This window comes from Arthrobacter nitrophenolicus (genome assembly GCF_000332815.1).
GTDB lineage: Bacteria > Actinomycetota > Actinomycetes > Actinomycetales > Micrococcaceae > Arthrobacter > Arthrobacter nitrophenolicus.
Genome location: NZ_AOFD01000019.1, coordinates 56,772 through 70,906, shown reverse-complemented (window position 1 = coordinate 70,906; position 14,135 = coordinate 56,772). Strand labels below are relative to the sequence as shown.

Below are 14,135 nucleotides of genomic sequence, written 5' to 3'. Positions count from 1 at the left end.
GGCGGCGAAGACGCGTTCGACGGCGGTTTCGTCCACCAGGTCCACGTGGTGGAACTCGGTGGCCTTGCCGCTGAGTTCGGCCACCCGGCGCAGGGACTCTTCGCTGGAGTTGGCCAGGTTGTCGAGGACCACCACGTCATGGCCGGCTTCCTGCAGGGAAAGAACAGTGTGGGAACCGATGTAACCGGTGCCCCCGGTAACCAGAATCTTCATGCCTCCACGCTATCCCACGGGGCACGCTGCCACCGTCGCGTTCCGGATGCCGGGCAGGCCACGCGCGGCCGTGATGGAAGCACAAGTGTGCTAAATAAGAGGGGTGCCTAAAATTGTTGACGCCCATGCCCGCCGCCAGGAAGTAGTGGAAGCGGTCCTGCGCATCATCGCAGTGGACGGGCTGGAACGGGCGTCGCTGCGCGAAGTCGCGGACGAGGCCGGCCTGGCAGTCGGCTCCGTCCGGCACTACTTCGCGAACAGTGACGAACTGCTGGCCTACTCCTTCGCCACGGTGGTGGACCGCATCGTGGCGCGGCTGCGGGACGGCATGCACCACCTCGCGGCTGCGGCGCATGGCAGCAGCGGGCAGCGTGCGGCGGTACTGGCCCTGCTGGGTGGCGCCCTGCCCCTGGACGAGGCGCGGGCACTCGACGTTTGTGCCTGGCTGGCCTTCCGCAACGCCGCCAGGATCCGGCCCTTCCTCGCGCCGGTCGCGGACCGGAGCCACCGGGAAGTGGCCGCCATCATTGGCCAAGTGGTGGCCACCCTGGTGCCGGCGGAGGAAGCGGAGGACAACGTGGTGCTGGAAGCCGAACGGCTGCTGGCCACCCTCGACGGGCTGTGCCTGCACGCCCTGCTCCACCCCGGGTGGATCACCTCGGAGATGGTCGACGGCGTTTTGGAGCGGCACCTTAACGGGTTGGGAGCCCGGGGGCGTTAACGTGGGCAGGGAGCGGGAATAGACTGATAGCCGGGGGAGGGCGCAGAACCGGATCACCAGACCCGGCAGAGGCGCGTCAGGGAAGGGATTAGGGATGCATCAGGCAACGGGTACAGGCTGGCAGATCACCACGGACACGTCCGGGCCTATGATGATCGCCCTGTACGTCCGCGACACCGCTGGACTGAACGGCGCCGGCCACCCGGCACTGTCCCATGCCTCACCCAAGATTCGCCCCGCCGACCACACACACCTTACGGCCGACGTCGGCGGCCTCAGCGCGCTCAAGACAGAGTGGGAGGCGTGGTGGGAGCAGCTCCTCAAGGCCCACCCCCAGACCTCGCCCGAACTCACGCCACCCGACTTCGCTGCGTTCGGCAACTCACCGGCACTCCAGCGCGTCCTGCAGGCCCACTTCGGCGCAGCCCTCACCTGGGCCCGTGAACGGCGGAGCGAATACGCGGAGCTGGAGGCGGAGCGGGTTGCCAGCGGAACCAACCAGCTGCTGGAGGACATGGTGGATGACCGGCTCCTGGAGGTGGGCCGGGATTCGCGTGATTTCACGCTGACCATCATTGAACTGCCGCTCAACGAGGACCGCGCGTGGTACCTGGAACCGGACAAGATCATCATGAGCCGTAAACTCATGAGCCAGCCGGAGCTCTTCCGCAGCTACGTGCAGCCCGTCGTCGAAATCCTCGTCTAGCCGGTGCGGCCGGAGTTTAGCCAGCCCAGGGCCGAAGCTCAGGCGTCCTGCGCCGCCACCGTAATCCGGACCTGGCCTTCCGGGGCCGCAGATTCCTGCCAACCGTTGCGTTCGGTACGGTCCCAGCTGCGGCCTGCCACCTCCACCTGGGTCACGTCCAGGCCCTTGGCGTTGGCCACCGCCCAGTGCGCCACAGACCAGGCCTGGCTGCCGCTGGCTTCCACCACCACGGTCTGCCCCTCAACCGTGCTGCCCAAACCGTAGGCGCGGTCAAGTTCGGCCGAGACAGCGGTAGCGTCACCGGCTGATTCGCTGGAACGCAGCGTGCAGTGCACCGCCTCCGGTGCCTGGCCGGACAGGCCCGAGGCGAAGAACCTGCCATGTCCTCGTGCTGGGCGTAGGCAGTGGGGTAGGCGGAGCGCTGGACCTGCTGCGCGGCGTCGGTGATCTCCATGGTTTCGTAGCCCGGAATCCGGACCAGCGCGTCATAGAAGGCGTTGACGGCGTAGTAGGGGTCCATGACCTGTTCCTCGGTGCCCCAGCCCTGCGACGGCCGCTGCTGGAAGAGTCCCCGCGAGTCCGGCCCGGCCTGGTCGCCGTGGCCGATGTTCCGCAGCTTGGACTCCTGCATGGCGGTAGCCAGGGCGATACTGGCCGCCCGCGGCGGCAGCCCCCGCTGGACCGCGACGGCGGTAATCAGGGAGGCGTTTACGGCCTGGTCGGGAGCCAGTTCGGCCGTCCGTTCACCGACCACGGCGGTGCAGCGCTCCGAGACAAGGGTCTCGGAGCGCTGCACGAAGAACACTGCTGCATAGATGCCGCCTGCTACCAGGGCGAGGGCCAGCAGGAGTACCGCGAGGCGGTGCAGGCCGCGTCTGCGTGCCACCGGGAATCAGTTGGCGTGCAGTGCGTCGTTCAGTTCCACGGTCTGGCCTTACGGGGAAGAACCTCCACGGCACCGGTGGTGGAGTTGCGGCGGAACAGCAGGTTGGGGACCCCGGAGAGTTCCGCGGCCTTCACGATCTTGGTGGTGTCCTCGCCCACCTCGTCCTTGGGGCCAGGCACCCGGACACGGGTGCCTGCCGTCACGTACAGTCCGGCCTCCACCACGGAGTCGTCGCCAATGCTGATTCCGACGCCGGAGTTGGCGCCCAGCAGCACACGCTCGCCAATGGTGATCTTTTCCTTGCCGCCGCCCGAGAGGGTGCCCATGATGGAGGCGCCGCCGCCCACATCGCTGCCGTCACCGGTGACGACGCCAGCCGAAATGCGGCCTTCCACCATGGAGGTGCCGAGGGTTCCGGCGTTGAAGTTCACGAAGCCTCGTGCATGACCGTGGTGCCGGCGGCGAGGTGTGCGCCGAGGCGGACGCGGTCGGCGTCGGCGATGCGGACACCGGCGGGGACCACGTAGTCCACCATCCGCGGGAACTTGTCGATGCCGTAGACGGTGACGGGGCCGCGGCGGCGCAGCCGGGCGCGGGTCAGTTCGAAGCCTTCGACGGCGGCGGGGCCGAAGTTGGTCCAGACGACGTTGGGCAGCTTGCCGAAGATGCCGTCCAGGTTGATCGTGTTGGGCCGGACCAGGCGGTGCGAGAGCAGGTGGAGCCGGAGGTAGGCGTCGGCGGTGTCGGCGGGAGCCTCGTCGAGGTTGACCTGGACGAAGACCACCTTCTGCTCCGTGCCGCGGTCCTCGTCGGTGCCGTTTTCCGCGATCTGCGTCAGGGCCTCGTCGGCGTTCTCCACTGAACGCAGGTTTTCGGCGGCAACACCGAGGGCCGGTGCAGGGAACCAGACGTCCAGCACCGTTGCCTCGCCGTTGGCGGTGGCGACGGTGGCCACGCCGAAGCCATAGGCGGAGCGTTCGTCGGTGGAGGAGTTCAAGGTTTCGGGCACGGCAGAAGAAGCGGTCTCAGTCATGTGCTCCAGTCTATCGAGGGCCGGGCGCCGGGTTCGAACTAGACTGGCTTCGTGACTGCCGAAACCGCTCCGGACCCCGCCACCGCCCTCTCCACCCAGGACCCCAGCCGGCACGCCGCGCCGGCCCGGCTGGATCTCCGGCAGGACGTGGCGCTGCTGACTGCGGCCATCATGGACATAGACAGCGTCTCCGGAAACGAGAAAGAACTCGCGGACGCTGTCGAAGCGGCCCTCCTGCAGATCCCCCAGCTCACCGTTGTCCGCGACGGTGATGCCATCATCGCCCGCACCGAGCTGGGGCATTCCGAGCGGGTCATCCTGGCCGGGCACCTGGACACCGTCCCGCTGCCGCTTGCCGAGAACGCGAAGGGCACTGTGCCTTCCAGCTGGGAGTCCGGCATCCGGGGGGAGGGGGTCCTCTACGGCCGCGGCGCCACCGACATGAAGGGCGGGGTGGCGGTGCAGCTTGCCCTGGCGGCAACAATGTTCGACGGCGGCGCGCAGCCCGGGCGGGACGTCACCTTCGTCTTCTACGACAACGAGGAAGTGGAAGCGGTGAAGAGCGGCCTCGGCCGCCTGGTCCGCAACCACGGAGAATTGCTGCACGGCGACTTCGCCATCCTCCTGGAACCCACAGACGGCACCGTAGAGGGTGGCTGCAACGGCACCAGCCGCTTCGAAGCGACAACCGTGGGGGAAGCGGCACACTCGGCCCGGGCCTGGATGGGCAGCAACGCCATCCATGCCGCGGCGCCCATCCTCGCCCGGCTGGCAGCCTACGAGCCACAGACCATCACCGTCGACGGCCTTGACTACCGCGAAAGCCTCAACGCCGTGAGGATCAACGGCGGAACCGCCGGCAACGTCATTCCGGACCGCTGCGTGGTGGAGATCAACTACCGGTTTGCCCCGGACAAGACGCCCGACCAGGCGGAAGCGGTGGTGCGCGGACTGCTGGACGGCTTCAATGTGGTCCGTACCGATGCCGCGGCAGGCGCCCGGCCGGGCCTCCAGCACCCGGCCGCCGCGTCCTTCATTGCCGCCGTGGGAGGCGAGCCCAAGCCGAAATACGGCTGGACCGACGTCGCACGCTTCAGTGAGCTGGGCGTCCCGGCCGTGAACTTCGGTCCCGGGGACGCGCTGCTGGCGCACAAGGACAACGAACATGTCCACGCCGACGCCATCCGCAAATGCCTCGCGGCCCTGCAGGACTGGCTGGCGGGGACAAACGGACGATAAAACTCTCTGGATTAACTGGGAATGGCCCGGACCTGCCGGTCCGGGCCATTCCGTTTGGAACTGTTAGGGAACCGGGGCCTCGGCCTTTTCGGGTTCAGCCTTGGCCACACCTCCGGCGGCCTTCTTGGAACCGCGGCGCTCGATCCAGACGGCAAGCCGGGAGACGAGGATGTTGATGGCGATGTAGATCGCCGCCGCCACGAAGAAGATCGGGAACAGGAACTGCGTGCCCAGGAAGTCCGCCATGACCTGGACGGCACGCAGCAGCTCGCCGTAGGCCACGATGTAGCCGAGCGAGGTGTCCTTCAGGAGCACCACCATCTGTGCCACCAGGGACGGCATCATCCGGCGGATGGCCTGCGGAAGCTCAATGAGCATGCGCGACTTGAAGCTGGTCAGTCCGATAGCCAGGCCCGCTTCCCGCTGCCCGCGGGGCAGGGACTGCACGCCGGCGCGGATGATTTCGGCAAAGACCGCTGCGTTGTACAGCACCAGGCCGGTGACCACCGCGATGAACGGTGACGTGCCGAAGCCCAGCAGGACAAACAGCATCATCAGGACCACGGGCATGCCGCGGAAGAACTCCAGCACCACCCGGGTGGGGATCCGGATGATGGCCGCATCCGAAATCCTCAGCAGGCACAGCAGCAGGCCCAGGGGGAAGGCGATGACGGCCGCCAGGGCTGCCGCACTGAGTGTTGCGCCCAGGCCGTTGGCCAGGAGCGTCCAGACGTCGGCGCGGGTGAAGATCTGCCAGCGCCGGCCTTCGAAGATGCCCTGCTGGGCCAGGGTCATGATGATCCACGCAAGCAGGCCAAGGATCAGCAGCGAGCCCACGATGGAACCGATCAGGGAAACACGGCGGGCCTTGGGACCCGGAACGTCGTAAAGGACGGAGCTCATCGGGCGATCGCCACCTTTCGTTCCACCGTGCTGGCCAGGATGCCCAGCGGAACGGTGAGGAGCAGATAGAAGAATGCAGTGCCCAGCAGGACGGCGATGACGGCGTCACCGTTGGCGTTGGCCAGCTGGCGTCCGTAGCCGAACAGTTCGAGGACGAAGAACGCGCCGGCCACCGAGGAGTTCTTGACCAGGGCGATCAGGATGTTGATCAGCGGCGGGACCACCGTCCTCAGCGCCTGCGGAAGGATGATCAGGTTCAGGACCTGGCCGAACTTCATCCCGATGCTGCGGGCGGCCTCGGCCTGCCCCACCGGGACGCTGTTGACACCTGAGCGGACAGCTTCGGCGATGAACGCTGCGGTGTAGGTACTGAGGGCAATGATTGCTGCGACTTCGAACTGTTCGAACTTGACCCCGAGCCGGGGGAGGACGATCGCTGCGAAGAAGAAGGCGATGGTCAGCGGAGTGTTGCGGAGTACCTCCACGTAAACCGTGCTGAAGCCGCGGAGCGCAGCCACCGGGGAAACCCTGGCTGCCGCGAGCAGGGTGCCGAGCACCAGCGCGATGACCCCGGAAACGGCGGAAAGGAAAAGTGTGCGGAGAAAACCGTTCCAATACAGGGGGAGGTTTTCAAGAATGACGTCCATTGGATCCTTCGGCTGTGGGCGTGGACGGGGAAGCGGACGTTGCCGGGGCCGTCAGGCGGCCCCGGCAACGTGCGGCTGGTTTAGTAGCGGTCAATCTCGGGCAGGTCGGGAGCCGTCTTGATGACTGAACCTGCGGTTGCTTCCCAGGCCTTCTCGTAGGAGCCGTTCTCCTCGAACTTCTCCAGCTGGTCGTTGATCCAGTTGCGGAACTCGGTGTCACCCTTCTTCAGGCCGATGCCGTACGGTTCCTTGGTGAAGGTCTCGTCGGAAGCGAGCTTGAAGGCGTCCGGCTCCTTGTCCACGAAACCGGCCAGGATCACGTTGTCCGTGGTGATGGCTTCCACCTGCTTGTTGCGCAGCGGTTCAAGGCAGGCCGAGTAGGTAGCCGCCGGAACGAGTTCAGCCCCGTACTTGTCCACGATGGTGGCAGCGGGGGTGGAACCGGTCACCGAGCAGACCTTCTTGCCCTTGACGTCTTCGGGGGTCTTGATGGTGTCGTTGTCCTTGTTGACCATCAGTGCCTGGCCGGCTTCGTAGTAAGGGCCGGCGAAGTCGACAACCTGCTTGCGCTTGTCGTTGATGGTGTAGGTAGCGATCACCAGGTCAACCTTGCCCTGCTCGATGAACGGTTCGCGGTTGGCGGATACGGTCTCGGACCATTCAATCTTGTCCGCGGCGATGCCCAGCTCAGCGGCGATAAGCTTTCCGATTTCGACGTCGAAACCAACAGGCTTGCCGTCAAGGCCCACCTGGCCGAACAGCGGCTGGTCGAACTTGGTGCCGATCTTGATGGTGCCGGCCGATGACAGCTTCTCCATGGTGGTGCCTGCCGCGAACGTGGGCTTTTCCGCCACAGTGGGATCATCCGTGGTCCCGGTGCCGCCGCCGCCACAGGCGCTCAGGGACAGGGCGAGGGCAGCGGTAGCCGCCACGAAGAATGACTTCCGCCTGGTAAATGCCTTCATGACATTCCTTTCATTGATGGCCGTGGGTCACGGCCTGGGTGCGAACTTGAGTGTGGTGGGTTCGGGTGTTGGGTGGCGCGGGTTTCAGTGCGTGAGGAGCTTGGAAAGGAAATCCTTGGCCCGGTCGCTCTTGGGGTTGGTAAAGAACTCCTCCGGGGTGTCGTCCTCGACGATCTGGCCGTCGGCCATGAAGACAACGCGGTCCGCGGCTTTGCGGGCGAAGCCCATCTCATGGGTGACGACGATCATGGTCATGCCCTCCTTGGCGAGCTGGATCATGACGTCCAGGACCTCATTGATCATCTCGGGGTCCAGCGCCGACGTGGGCTCGTCGAAGAGCATCACCTTGGGTTTCATGGCCAGGGCACGGGCGATGGCAACACGCTGCTGCTGGCCGCCTGAAAGCTGTGCCGGAAGCTTGGGCGCCTGGTGCCCAACGCCCACGCGTTCCAGGAGCGCCATGGCGTCCTTGTCCGCGGTGCCCTTGGGAACACCCTTGACCTTGATGGGACCAAGCGTGACGTTCTCAAGGATGGTCTTGTGGGCAAAGAGGTTGAACGACTGGAAAACCATTCCGACGTCGGCACGGAGCTGGGCGAGTTCCTTGCCCTCCTCGGGAAGCACCTTCCCATCAATGCTGATGGTTCCGCTTTCGATGGTTTCCAGGCGGTTGATGGCGCGGCACAGCGTGGACTTACCGGAGCCGGACGGCCCGATGACCACAACCACCTCGCCCTTGCGGACCTGAAGATTAATGTCCTTCAAAACGTGCAGCTGGCCGTAATGCTTATTGACGGCCTGCAGGGAAACGAGGGTATCGCCGGGCACAAGAGTAGTCATAGGAAGAATCTAGCGAACTGCGGGTGGTTATGACGGGAATCACCCCAGGTTCCTGCGGATCGTGATTCAAGAGATACCTGCCACGGGAGGTTAGCCTAGGGGAATGAGCATCAATGCAGATCCGGCCAAGAACTCCCAGCCGCGCCGTAAGGGGCCCCTCGAGCTGCGCCGCAAGCAGGCGGCGGTGGAAATGTCGGACCAGCATCTGCTTGATACCAAGGGCCCCGGGCAGTTCGTCCACACGGATCCGTGGCGGGTCCTGCGAATCCAAAGCGAGTTCGTGGAGGGGTTCGGTGCGCTTGCGGACATCGGCAAGGCGGTCAGCGTCTTCGGTTCGGCACGCACCAAGCCGGGCAGCGCCTACTACGAAATGGGCGTCGAGGTCGGCCGGAAGCTGGCGGAGGCCGGCGTCGCGGTCATCACGGGCGGGGGACCCGGGTCCATGGAGGCCGCGAACCGCGGAACGGTTGAAGGCAACGGCGTTTCCGTGGGGCTGGGCATTGAGCTGCCGTTCGAGCAGGGCCTGAACCAGTGGGTGGACCTGGGCATCAACTTCCGGTACTTCTTTGCCCGCAAGACCATGTTCGTCAAGTACGCCCAGGGGTTCATCGTGCTCCCCGGCGGCCTGGGAACCCTCGACGAACTGTTCGAGGCCATGGTGCTGGTGCAGACCCGGAAGGTGACGTCCTTCCCCATCGTCCTGCTCGGCGTCGAATTCTGGGGGCATGATCGACTGGATCCGGGGAACCCTGGTGGCCGAAGGAATGGTCTCCGAAAAGGACCTGGACCTGATACAGCTGGTGGACGATCCCGGCGAGGCTGTGAACCGCGTCCTGCAGGCGGGCATTACGCCGTCCCTTAACGGCGAGCAGCGGCCGGAGTAGCTTTACAGGCAGTCCAGGACGGCGGGCCGGGTCTGGCACGATGGAACGGTGAGCTTCTTTCTGGTTTTCCTTGCCATTGTGCTGGTTGGGGCAGTTGCCTGGGCCAGCCTGGGGCGCCGTGCCAGGGGTGCCGGTGACCGGCCGTTGCCGGTGCTGCTGGACGGCGGGTTCGAACAGCCCCCGGCCAATCTTCCCCCGGTGCTTCTGCCTGCCGGTGCCGCCCCCGAGGACGTGGACCGCGTCCGCTTCTCGCTGGGCCTCCGGGGCTACAGGATGGACCAGGTGGACCAGGTCCTCGACGAGCTCCGCGACCAGCTGGCAGCCAGGGAGCAGGAGGTGGAAGAGCTGCGCGCCCGGTTGCAGGCCTGTGAGAAGCAGCCTGCCGCCGGCAGCGGGGGATTGGATGGGGGATCGGACGGCGGCGGGTCCGCCGGAACGCCCGACGGCGGGAAGGCCACCTCAGGCGAGGACGGCCGGTGAGTACCGTGGCCCGGCGCAGGACGGGCATCGCTTCTTCCGCCCAGGCGCTGGCGGACCGGGCCGGAGCAGCGATGCGCAGCTGGCCGTGGTGGGCCCAGGTCTCGGCCATCTACATCAGTGCCAGGCTGGTCAGTGCGTGCATCTTCATGGCGGCCGCACTCCACCAGGGGCCCAACCCCTGGTTCCCGGCGAAGCCGGACTACTGGAACTTCATCAACATCTGGGACGCCCGCTGGTACGGCGAGGTGATCGCCAACGGCTATCCGTCGGTCCTGCCCACAGACGCCTCCGGCACCGTGCAGGAGAACGCCTGGGCTTTCTACCCCCTGTTTCCCGCGCTCGCAGGAGGCTGGGACGCCTTACGGGACTGGGCCCCGCGGCCTCACTCACCATCATCGCCATGCTGGCCGGCTGGGGTGCGGCACTGCTGGTCTACACCCTGTTCCGCCACAAGGCACCCCATGCTGCTGCGCTATGGGGGGTCGCCTTCTTCGCCACGTTCCCGGTATCGGCAGTGCTGCAGGTGCCGTACGCGGAGCCGCTGTCCCTGCTGCTCCTGGCGGGCGCCTTGCTGCTGGTGGTGCGCCGGCAGTACCTGTGGGCTGTTCCGGTGGTGGTGCTGCTCTGCCTGTCCCGTCCCGTGGGCGTACCCTTCGCGCTCATGCTCGGGCTCGTCATCGTCTTCCGGTTCCTGCAGCGGTTCCCCCTGTCCGGGGGTCTCCGCGGAGCGGGCTCACGCGTAGATGCAGGGGAAGCGCACTCCATCCGGGACCTTATCTCGCTGGCTGTGCTGACCGCTGTTGCAGGGGTCTCGGCCCTTGCCTGGCCCGCAGCGGCCTGGGCCGCGACGGGCGACTTCCAGGCCTACACCAAGACTGAAACGGCCTGGCGGGGACACGACCTGGTGCCGTTCAAGCCGTGGTTCGATGCCGGCGTCGACCTTTTCGGTCCCGTGCTGGGGCTCCTTGCGCCGTTTGTTTTCGTTGCCCTGTTCGGGCTGATGCTGTTCCTTCCGCCCGTGGTGCGCCTCGGCGTCGAACTCCGGCTGTGGTGCGCCTGCTACATGGGCTACCTCGTGGCATTCCTGCATCCGCAAACCAGTACCTTCCGCATGCTGCTCCCGCTGTTTCCGCTCGCGCTCGGGGCCGTGCTGCTGTCCAGGTCAAGGGCCTATCGGGGAACGGTGGTCACCATGTTCCTGCTGCTCCAGATCGTGTGGATCGTGTGGCTTTGGGCTTGGGCGCAATTGCCGGGCGGCGGAGATTACCCGCCCTAGTTCCGGAAACTCCCCCCGCAGGTCAGCGCGGGAATATAGGCACACCGAAAATCTCCATCGATTAGCTACGTGCGGGTAATTCCGCGATAATGGTAAGTAAGCAAGGACAAAAAGCATTCAGAATACGCGCAGCCTTGGCGGTAAAAGCAGCCCGCCATAGCGGCTTGATCGACATGCGGACACAGCCCGCCCGGGCTGATCAGTCCTGGGACAAAATGGAGGGGAATTCCTCATGGCGGCGATGAAACCACGCACCGGCGACGGCCCAATGGAAGTCACCAAGGAGGGCCGCAGCCTGATCATGCGCGTCCCGCTCGAGGGCGGCGGGCGCCTTGTGGTCGAACTGAACGCTGCCGAGGCGGCAAACCTCAAGGAATGCCTGGTAGGCGTTACCGAATAATCGTGCCGGACAGGGTCCGCAGCTTGCAGCTGCGGACCCTGTCCTTTCTATTGCGCCTGTTCCGGACGCTATTTCTTGACGGCCACCAGCAGGCCGTCTCCGGTGGGAAGCATTGCCGACGCCAGCCGTTCGTCGTCGCGGATGGCTTTCCCCACCTGGCGGAGCACCACCGTGGTTGCCTCGCGTCCCGCAGGGTTGGCCACTTTGTCCTTGTCCAGGGCATCGTTGATGATCAGCAGCCCGGACCGCTTCAGGAGCCGGATGGCCTGCTCCACATAACCGGGCAGGCCCGGCTTGTCCGCATCGATGAACACCAGGTCGTACGCTGCGTCCGTCAGCCGCGGCAGCACATCACCGGCGCGGCCGGAGATGGTCCGGGTGCGGTTGGCGGGGCTGCCGGCCTCGGCGAAAGCCTCACGGGCAGCCTTGAGGTGTTCGACGTCGACATCGATAGTGGTCAGGACCGCCTGCTGACCAAGCCCGCGGAGGAGGCATACGCCGGACACCCCGGCGCCGGTGCCGATTTCGACGGCGGTCTGCGCCTTCGAGGCCGCGGCGAGGACGGTGAGGACAGCCCCGACGCCCGGCCCGATGGGCGTGACCCCCAGTTCGAAGGAGCGCTCCCTGGCCCGAAGCATGACCTCATCCTCAGCGGGCAGATCTTCTGCATAGGACCAGCTGATGGACTTGTCGGCGCTCATGAATATTCGCTTTCTGGGCGGAAGGGGGGAGTGTCTCCTACAGCCTACTGTGTTCCGGCGAAACGGCAGCGGAGGCGGGCTGTTGCGCCCACGGCTGAAATGTCCGGCAGTCAGGAAATTCCCAGCCAAGTTTGAAATGATAATTATCCGCTCATCCAAAAGGTGATCGGCGCCGAATCAGAGATGTCAACAGTATCCGGGCGTTAGCATTCCACGAGGGGAGTGGACGATGTCATCTTCAGTTGTGGCACCTGTCCCTGCAACAAATAATCCCGACGCCGATTGGGTCCGTCCTACCTGGGAAGAGGTAGTCACCAACCACTCGGCCAAAGTGTACCGGCTGGCCTACCGCCTGACAGGCAACAAGTTCGACGCCGAAGACCTCACCCAGGAGGTGTTCGTCCGGGTGTTCCGGTCGCTGGACAACTTCAAGCCCGGAACGCTCGACGGCTGGCTCCACCGCATCACCACCAACCTGTTCCTGGACCAGGCGCGGCGCAAGACCCGCATCCGGTTCGATGCGCTGGCCGAGGACGCGGAGTCACGCCTGCCGGGGCGCGAGCCGGGGCCGGAGCAGAGCTTTGAGCTGAACAACCTGGACCTGGACGTCCAGGCTGCGCTGGAAGAACTGCCGCCGGACTTCCGGGCCGCCGTTGTCCTGTGCGACCTGGAGGGACTGTCCTACGACGAGGTGGCGGAGGCGCTGGGCGTGAAGCTGGGCACCGTCCGGTCCCGCATCCACCGCGGCCGCACCATGCTCCGGGAGAAGCTCGCCCACCGGGACCCGCGTCCGCAGCAGACGCGGCGCAAGCTTTCCATGCCGCGCATAGCAGGCATCCTCTGATCGGCGCATGAGGTCCCGTTTCCCCCTCGGCGGCAGGCACCAGAGAACCCCCGGCCATCTTTCGGCGTGCCATGAATGTGCCTCTGCCGTGCGCCGTGAACGCCAGTACCTGGAGCGGCTGAGGCAGGCGCCCATCCCCCCGGCCAGCGACGACCTGACCGCGCGCCTGCTCGCACGCACGTCGGTACTGGCTGCAGAGCCACTGCCAGTGGCCACGCACGCTCCGGCGCCGCGGACTGCAGTCCGGATGCTGGCAGTCACGGCCGGAAGCACTGTTGCGGCCGCCGGCGTCCTGGCCGTAGGCGCCTTCGCTGCCGCCGGCGACCCGGAACCCACGGCCGGCGCAGCCACCTCGGCGGCGCTGTCCCAGGTCTCCTCGCAGACTCCCGCGGACGGCCGGGCGCTGACGGAGGAACAGCTCGGCAGGCTGCGGGCCGAGGGCTGGGCGTGCCCGGAGCTGGAAGCAATGGGCTTCCATCTCGAGTCCGCCAGGGCAGTGGTCGTCGACGGCCAGCCCGCTGTGTCCCTGCGGCTCACCGACGGCTCCCATTACGCCACCGTCACCGAGCAGCACGCCACCGGCGCCCAGGGCCAGGCCGTCTCCGGCCAGCACGGCAGCCCGCTGCAACTGGGCGGGACCTCGCCATGGACGGCCACCTACCGGACACCTGCCCGCACTTTCACCTACGAGTCCAACCTCCCCGCAGACCAGGCGGATGACGCCGTGCCGATCCTGCAGCAGCTGGGCAACCAGTCCACTGCCGGGGTGGCGGCCGCCGCCGGCCAGGAACCGGACGGGTCCGGACACGGGGAGTCCCTCGGCGCACGGATGCAGCGCGGGATCAACAACATCGTTGCCCTTCTTACCCGGTGATACAGGTATGGTCCGTACCCGCGGGACGGAAATCGTCACCGGCAGCCCGGAGAGGGTAATCTTCCTAAAGTGTTTGGAATCAACGGCCCGGAGTTCTTTCTTCTGCTGCTCATCGGCATCCTGGTGATCGGCCCCCAAAGGCTGCCCGAATACACCCAGAAACTGGCGAACCTGGTCAAGGAAGTCCGCCGCATGGCGTCCGGCGCCCGCGAGCAGATCAAGGAAGAAGTGGGCATCGACATCGATGATGTCGACTGGAAGAAGTACGATCCCCGCCAGTACGATCCCCGGCGCATCATCAAGGAAGCGCTTCTCGACGACGATTCCAAACCCGTCAGTGCGGGAGCACCCGCCGCAGTGGCCGCCGTCTCCGGAGCGGCAGCCGTTGCCGCCGTGGATGCGGCTCCGGCACGGCCGCAGCGCGTGGTGCAGTCCCTCCCGCCAGGCGAAGCCGCGCCGTACGATACCGAAGCCACCTAGGAATCCCGCGCTTCACCATCCGCGGCCTCGGACCGGCCCGATT

14 protein-coding genes and 4 pseudogenes are annotated in these 14,135 nt (G+C 66.1%); 10 read left to right on the top strand and 8 right to left on the bottom strand.

Going from position 1 to position 14,135, the window contains the following annotated elements; all coding sequences use genetic code 11:
* Positions 1–213: SDR family NAD(P)-dependent oxidoreductase (locus tag G205_RS09060; RefSeq protein WP_009357730.1), on the bottom strand; the 213-nt coding region annotated here is incomplete at its 3' end.
* A 103-nt stretch (positions 214–316) separates the two neighbouring features.
* Here G205_RS09060 and G205_RS09055 point away from each other — a divergent pair.
* Positions 317–934, top strand: coding sequence for a TetR/AcrR family transcriptional regulator (locus tag G205_RS09055; RefSeq protein ID WP_035752580.1), 618 nt, complete (start codon positions 317–319; stop codon positions 932–934).
* Between the two features lie 94 nt (positions 935–1,028).
* Entirely contained in the window at positions 1,029–1,640 is a 612-nt protein-coding gene (locus G205_RS09050) for a hypothetical protein (protein ID WP_009357728.1), read from the top strand.
* Between the two features lie 38 nt (positions 1,641–1,678).
* Here the strand turns inward: G205_RS09050 and G205_RS09045 are convergent.
* Together G205_RS09045 and dapD are read right to left on the bottom strand one after the other, a co-directional pair.
* Positions 1,679–2,526: pseudogene (locus tag G205_RS09045) on the bottom strand (transglycosylase SLT domain-containing protein).
* Positions 2,527–2,532: 6 nt separating this feature from the next.
* Positions 2,533–3,559 (bottom strand): annotated as a pseudogene (gene dapD / locus G205_RS09040) (2,3,4,5-tetrahydropyridine-2,6-dicarboxylate N-succinyltransferase).
* A 51-nt stretch (positions 3,560–3,610) separates the two neighbouring features.
* On the opposite strand from dapD, the gene dapE reads away from it, so the two are divergent.
* On the top strand, positions 3,611–4,798 hold the full coding sequence (gene dapE / locus G205_RS09035) for a succinyl-diaminopimelate desuccinylase (RefSeq protein ID WP_009357727.1): 1,188 nt from the start codon (positions 3,611–3,613) through the stop codon (positions 4,796–4,798).
* A gap of 63 nt (positions 4,799–4,861) precedes the next feature.
* Here dapE and G205_RS09030 read toward each other — a convergent pair whose 3' ends face one another.
* From G205_RS09030 to G205_RS09015, 4 genes are all read right to left on the bottom strand, one after another.
* Positions 4,862–5,701, bottom strand: a complete 840-nt coding sequence (locus tag G205_RS09030; RefSeq protein WP_009357726.1) for an amino acid ABC transporter permease — start codon at positions 5,699–5,701, stop codon at positions 4,862–4,864.
* On the bottom strand, positions 5,698–6,348 hold the full coding sequence (locus tag G205_RS09025; protein ID WP_009357725.1) for an amino acid ABC transporter permease: 651 nt from the start codon (positions 6,346–6,348) through the stop codon (positions 5,698–5,700). Before G205_RS09025 ends, G205_RS09030 begins: the two co-directional genes overlap by 4 nt.
* Positions 6,349–6,428: 80 nt before the next feature.
* Positions 6,429–7,313 carry a glutamate ABC transporter substrate-binding protein gene (locus G205_RS09020; protein ID WP_009357724.1) on the bottom strand — a complete coding sequence of 295 codons (885 nt, stop codon included), beginning with the start codon at positions 7,311–7,313 and terminating at the stop codon, positions 6,429–6,431.
* Positions 7,314–7,397: 84 nt separating this feature from the next.
* Complete coding sequence (locus tag G205_RS09015) at positions 7,398–8,153, bottom strand: amino acid ABC transporter ATP-binding protein (RefSeq protein ID WP_035752578.1); 756 nt, start codon at positions 8,151–8,153, stop codon at positions 7,398–7,400.
* 103 nt (positions 8,154–8,256) lie between these two features.
* On the opposite strand from G205_RS09015, the pseudogene G205_RS09010 reads away from it, so the two are divergent.
* The 4 genes and pseudogenes from G205_RS09010 to G205_RS21050 all read left to right on the top strand — a co-directional run bounded on the left by G205_RS09010 (position 8,257) and on the right by G205_RS21050 (position 11,193).
* Positions 8,257–9,037, top strand: a pseudogene (locus tag G205_RS09010) (LOG family protein).
* 48 nt (positions 9,038–9,085) lie between these two features.
* Positions 9,086–9,517, top strand: coding sequence for a DivIVA domain-containing protein (locus G205_RS09005; RefSeq protein WP_009357722.1), 432 nt, complete (start codon positions 9,086–9,088; stop codon positions 9,515–9,517).
* Positions 9,514–10,793, top strand: a pseudogene (locus G205_RS09000) (hypothetical protein). The gene G205_RS09005 and the pseudogene G205_RS09000 overlap by 4 nt, the downstream one beginning before the upstream one ends.
* Positions 10,794–11,025: 232 nt before the next feature.
* The gene (locus G205_RS21050; RefSeq protein ID WP_009357720.1) at positions 11,026–11,193 is read left to right on the top strand and encodes a DUF3117 domain-containing protein; all 168 of its coding nucleotides are present in this window, start codon (positions 11,026–11,028) and stop codon (positions 11,191–11,193) included.
* 68 nt (positions 11,194–11,261) lie between these two features.
* Here the strand turns inward: G205_RS21050 and G205_RS08995 are convergent, their stop codons facing one another.
* Positions 11,262–11,894 carry an O-methyltransferase gene (locus G205_RS08995; RefSeq protein ID WP_009357719.1) on the bottom strand — a complete coding sequence of 211 codons (633 nt, stop codon included), beginning with the start codon at positions 11,892–11,894 and terminating at the stop codon, positions 11,262–11,264.
* Positions 11,895–12,123: 229 nt separating this feature from the next.
* Here G205_RS08995 and sigE point away from each other — a divergent pair, with 229 nt between their 5' ends.
* The 3 genes from sigE (at position 12,124) to G205_RS08980 (ending at position 14,092) form a co-directional block, all read left to right on the top strand.
* On the top strand, positions 12,124–12,738 hold the full coding sequence (gene sigE / locus G205_RS08990; protein ID WP_035752576.1) for an RNA polymerase sigma factor SigE: 615 nt from the start codon (positions 12,124–12,126) through the stop codon (positions 12,736–12,738).
* A gap of 88 nt (positions 12,739–12,826) precedes the next feature.
* Positions 12,827–13,612 carry a hypothetical protein gene (locus G205_RS08985; RefSeq protein ID WP_009357717.1) on the top strand — a complete coding sequence of 262 codons (786 nt, stop codon included), beginning with the start codon at positions 12,827–12,829 and terminating at the stop codon, positions 13,610–13,612.
* 69 nt (positions 13,613–13,681) lie between these two features.
* Positions 13,682–14,092: a twin-arginine translocase TatA/TatE family subunit gene (locus G205_RS08980; protein ID WP_009357716.1), complete on the top strand. Its 411-nt coding sequence runs from the start codon at positions 13,682–13,684 to the stop codon at positions 14,090–14,092.
* Positions 14,093–14,135 lie beyond the last annotated feature (43 nt).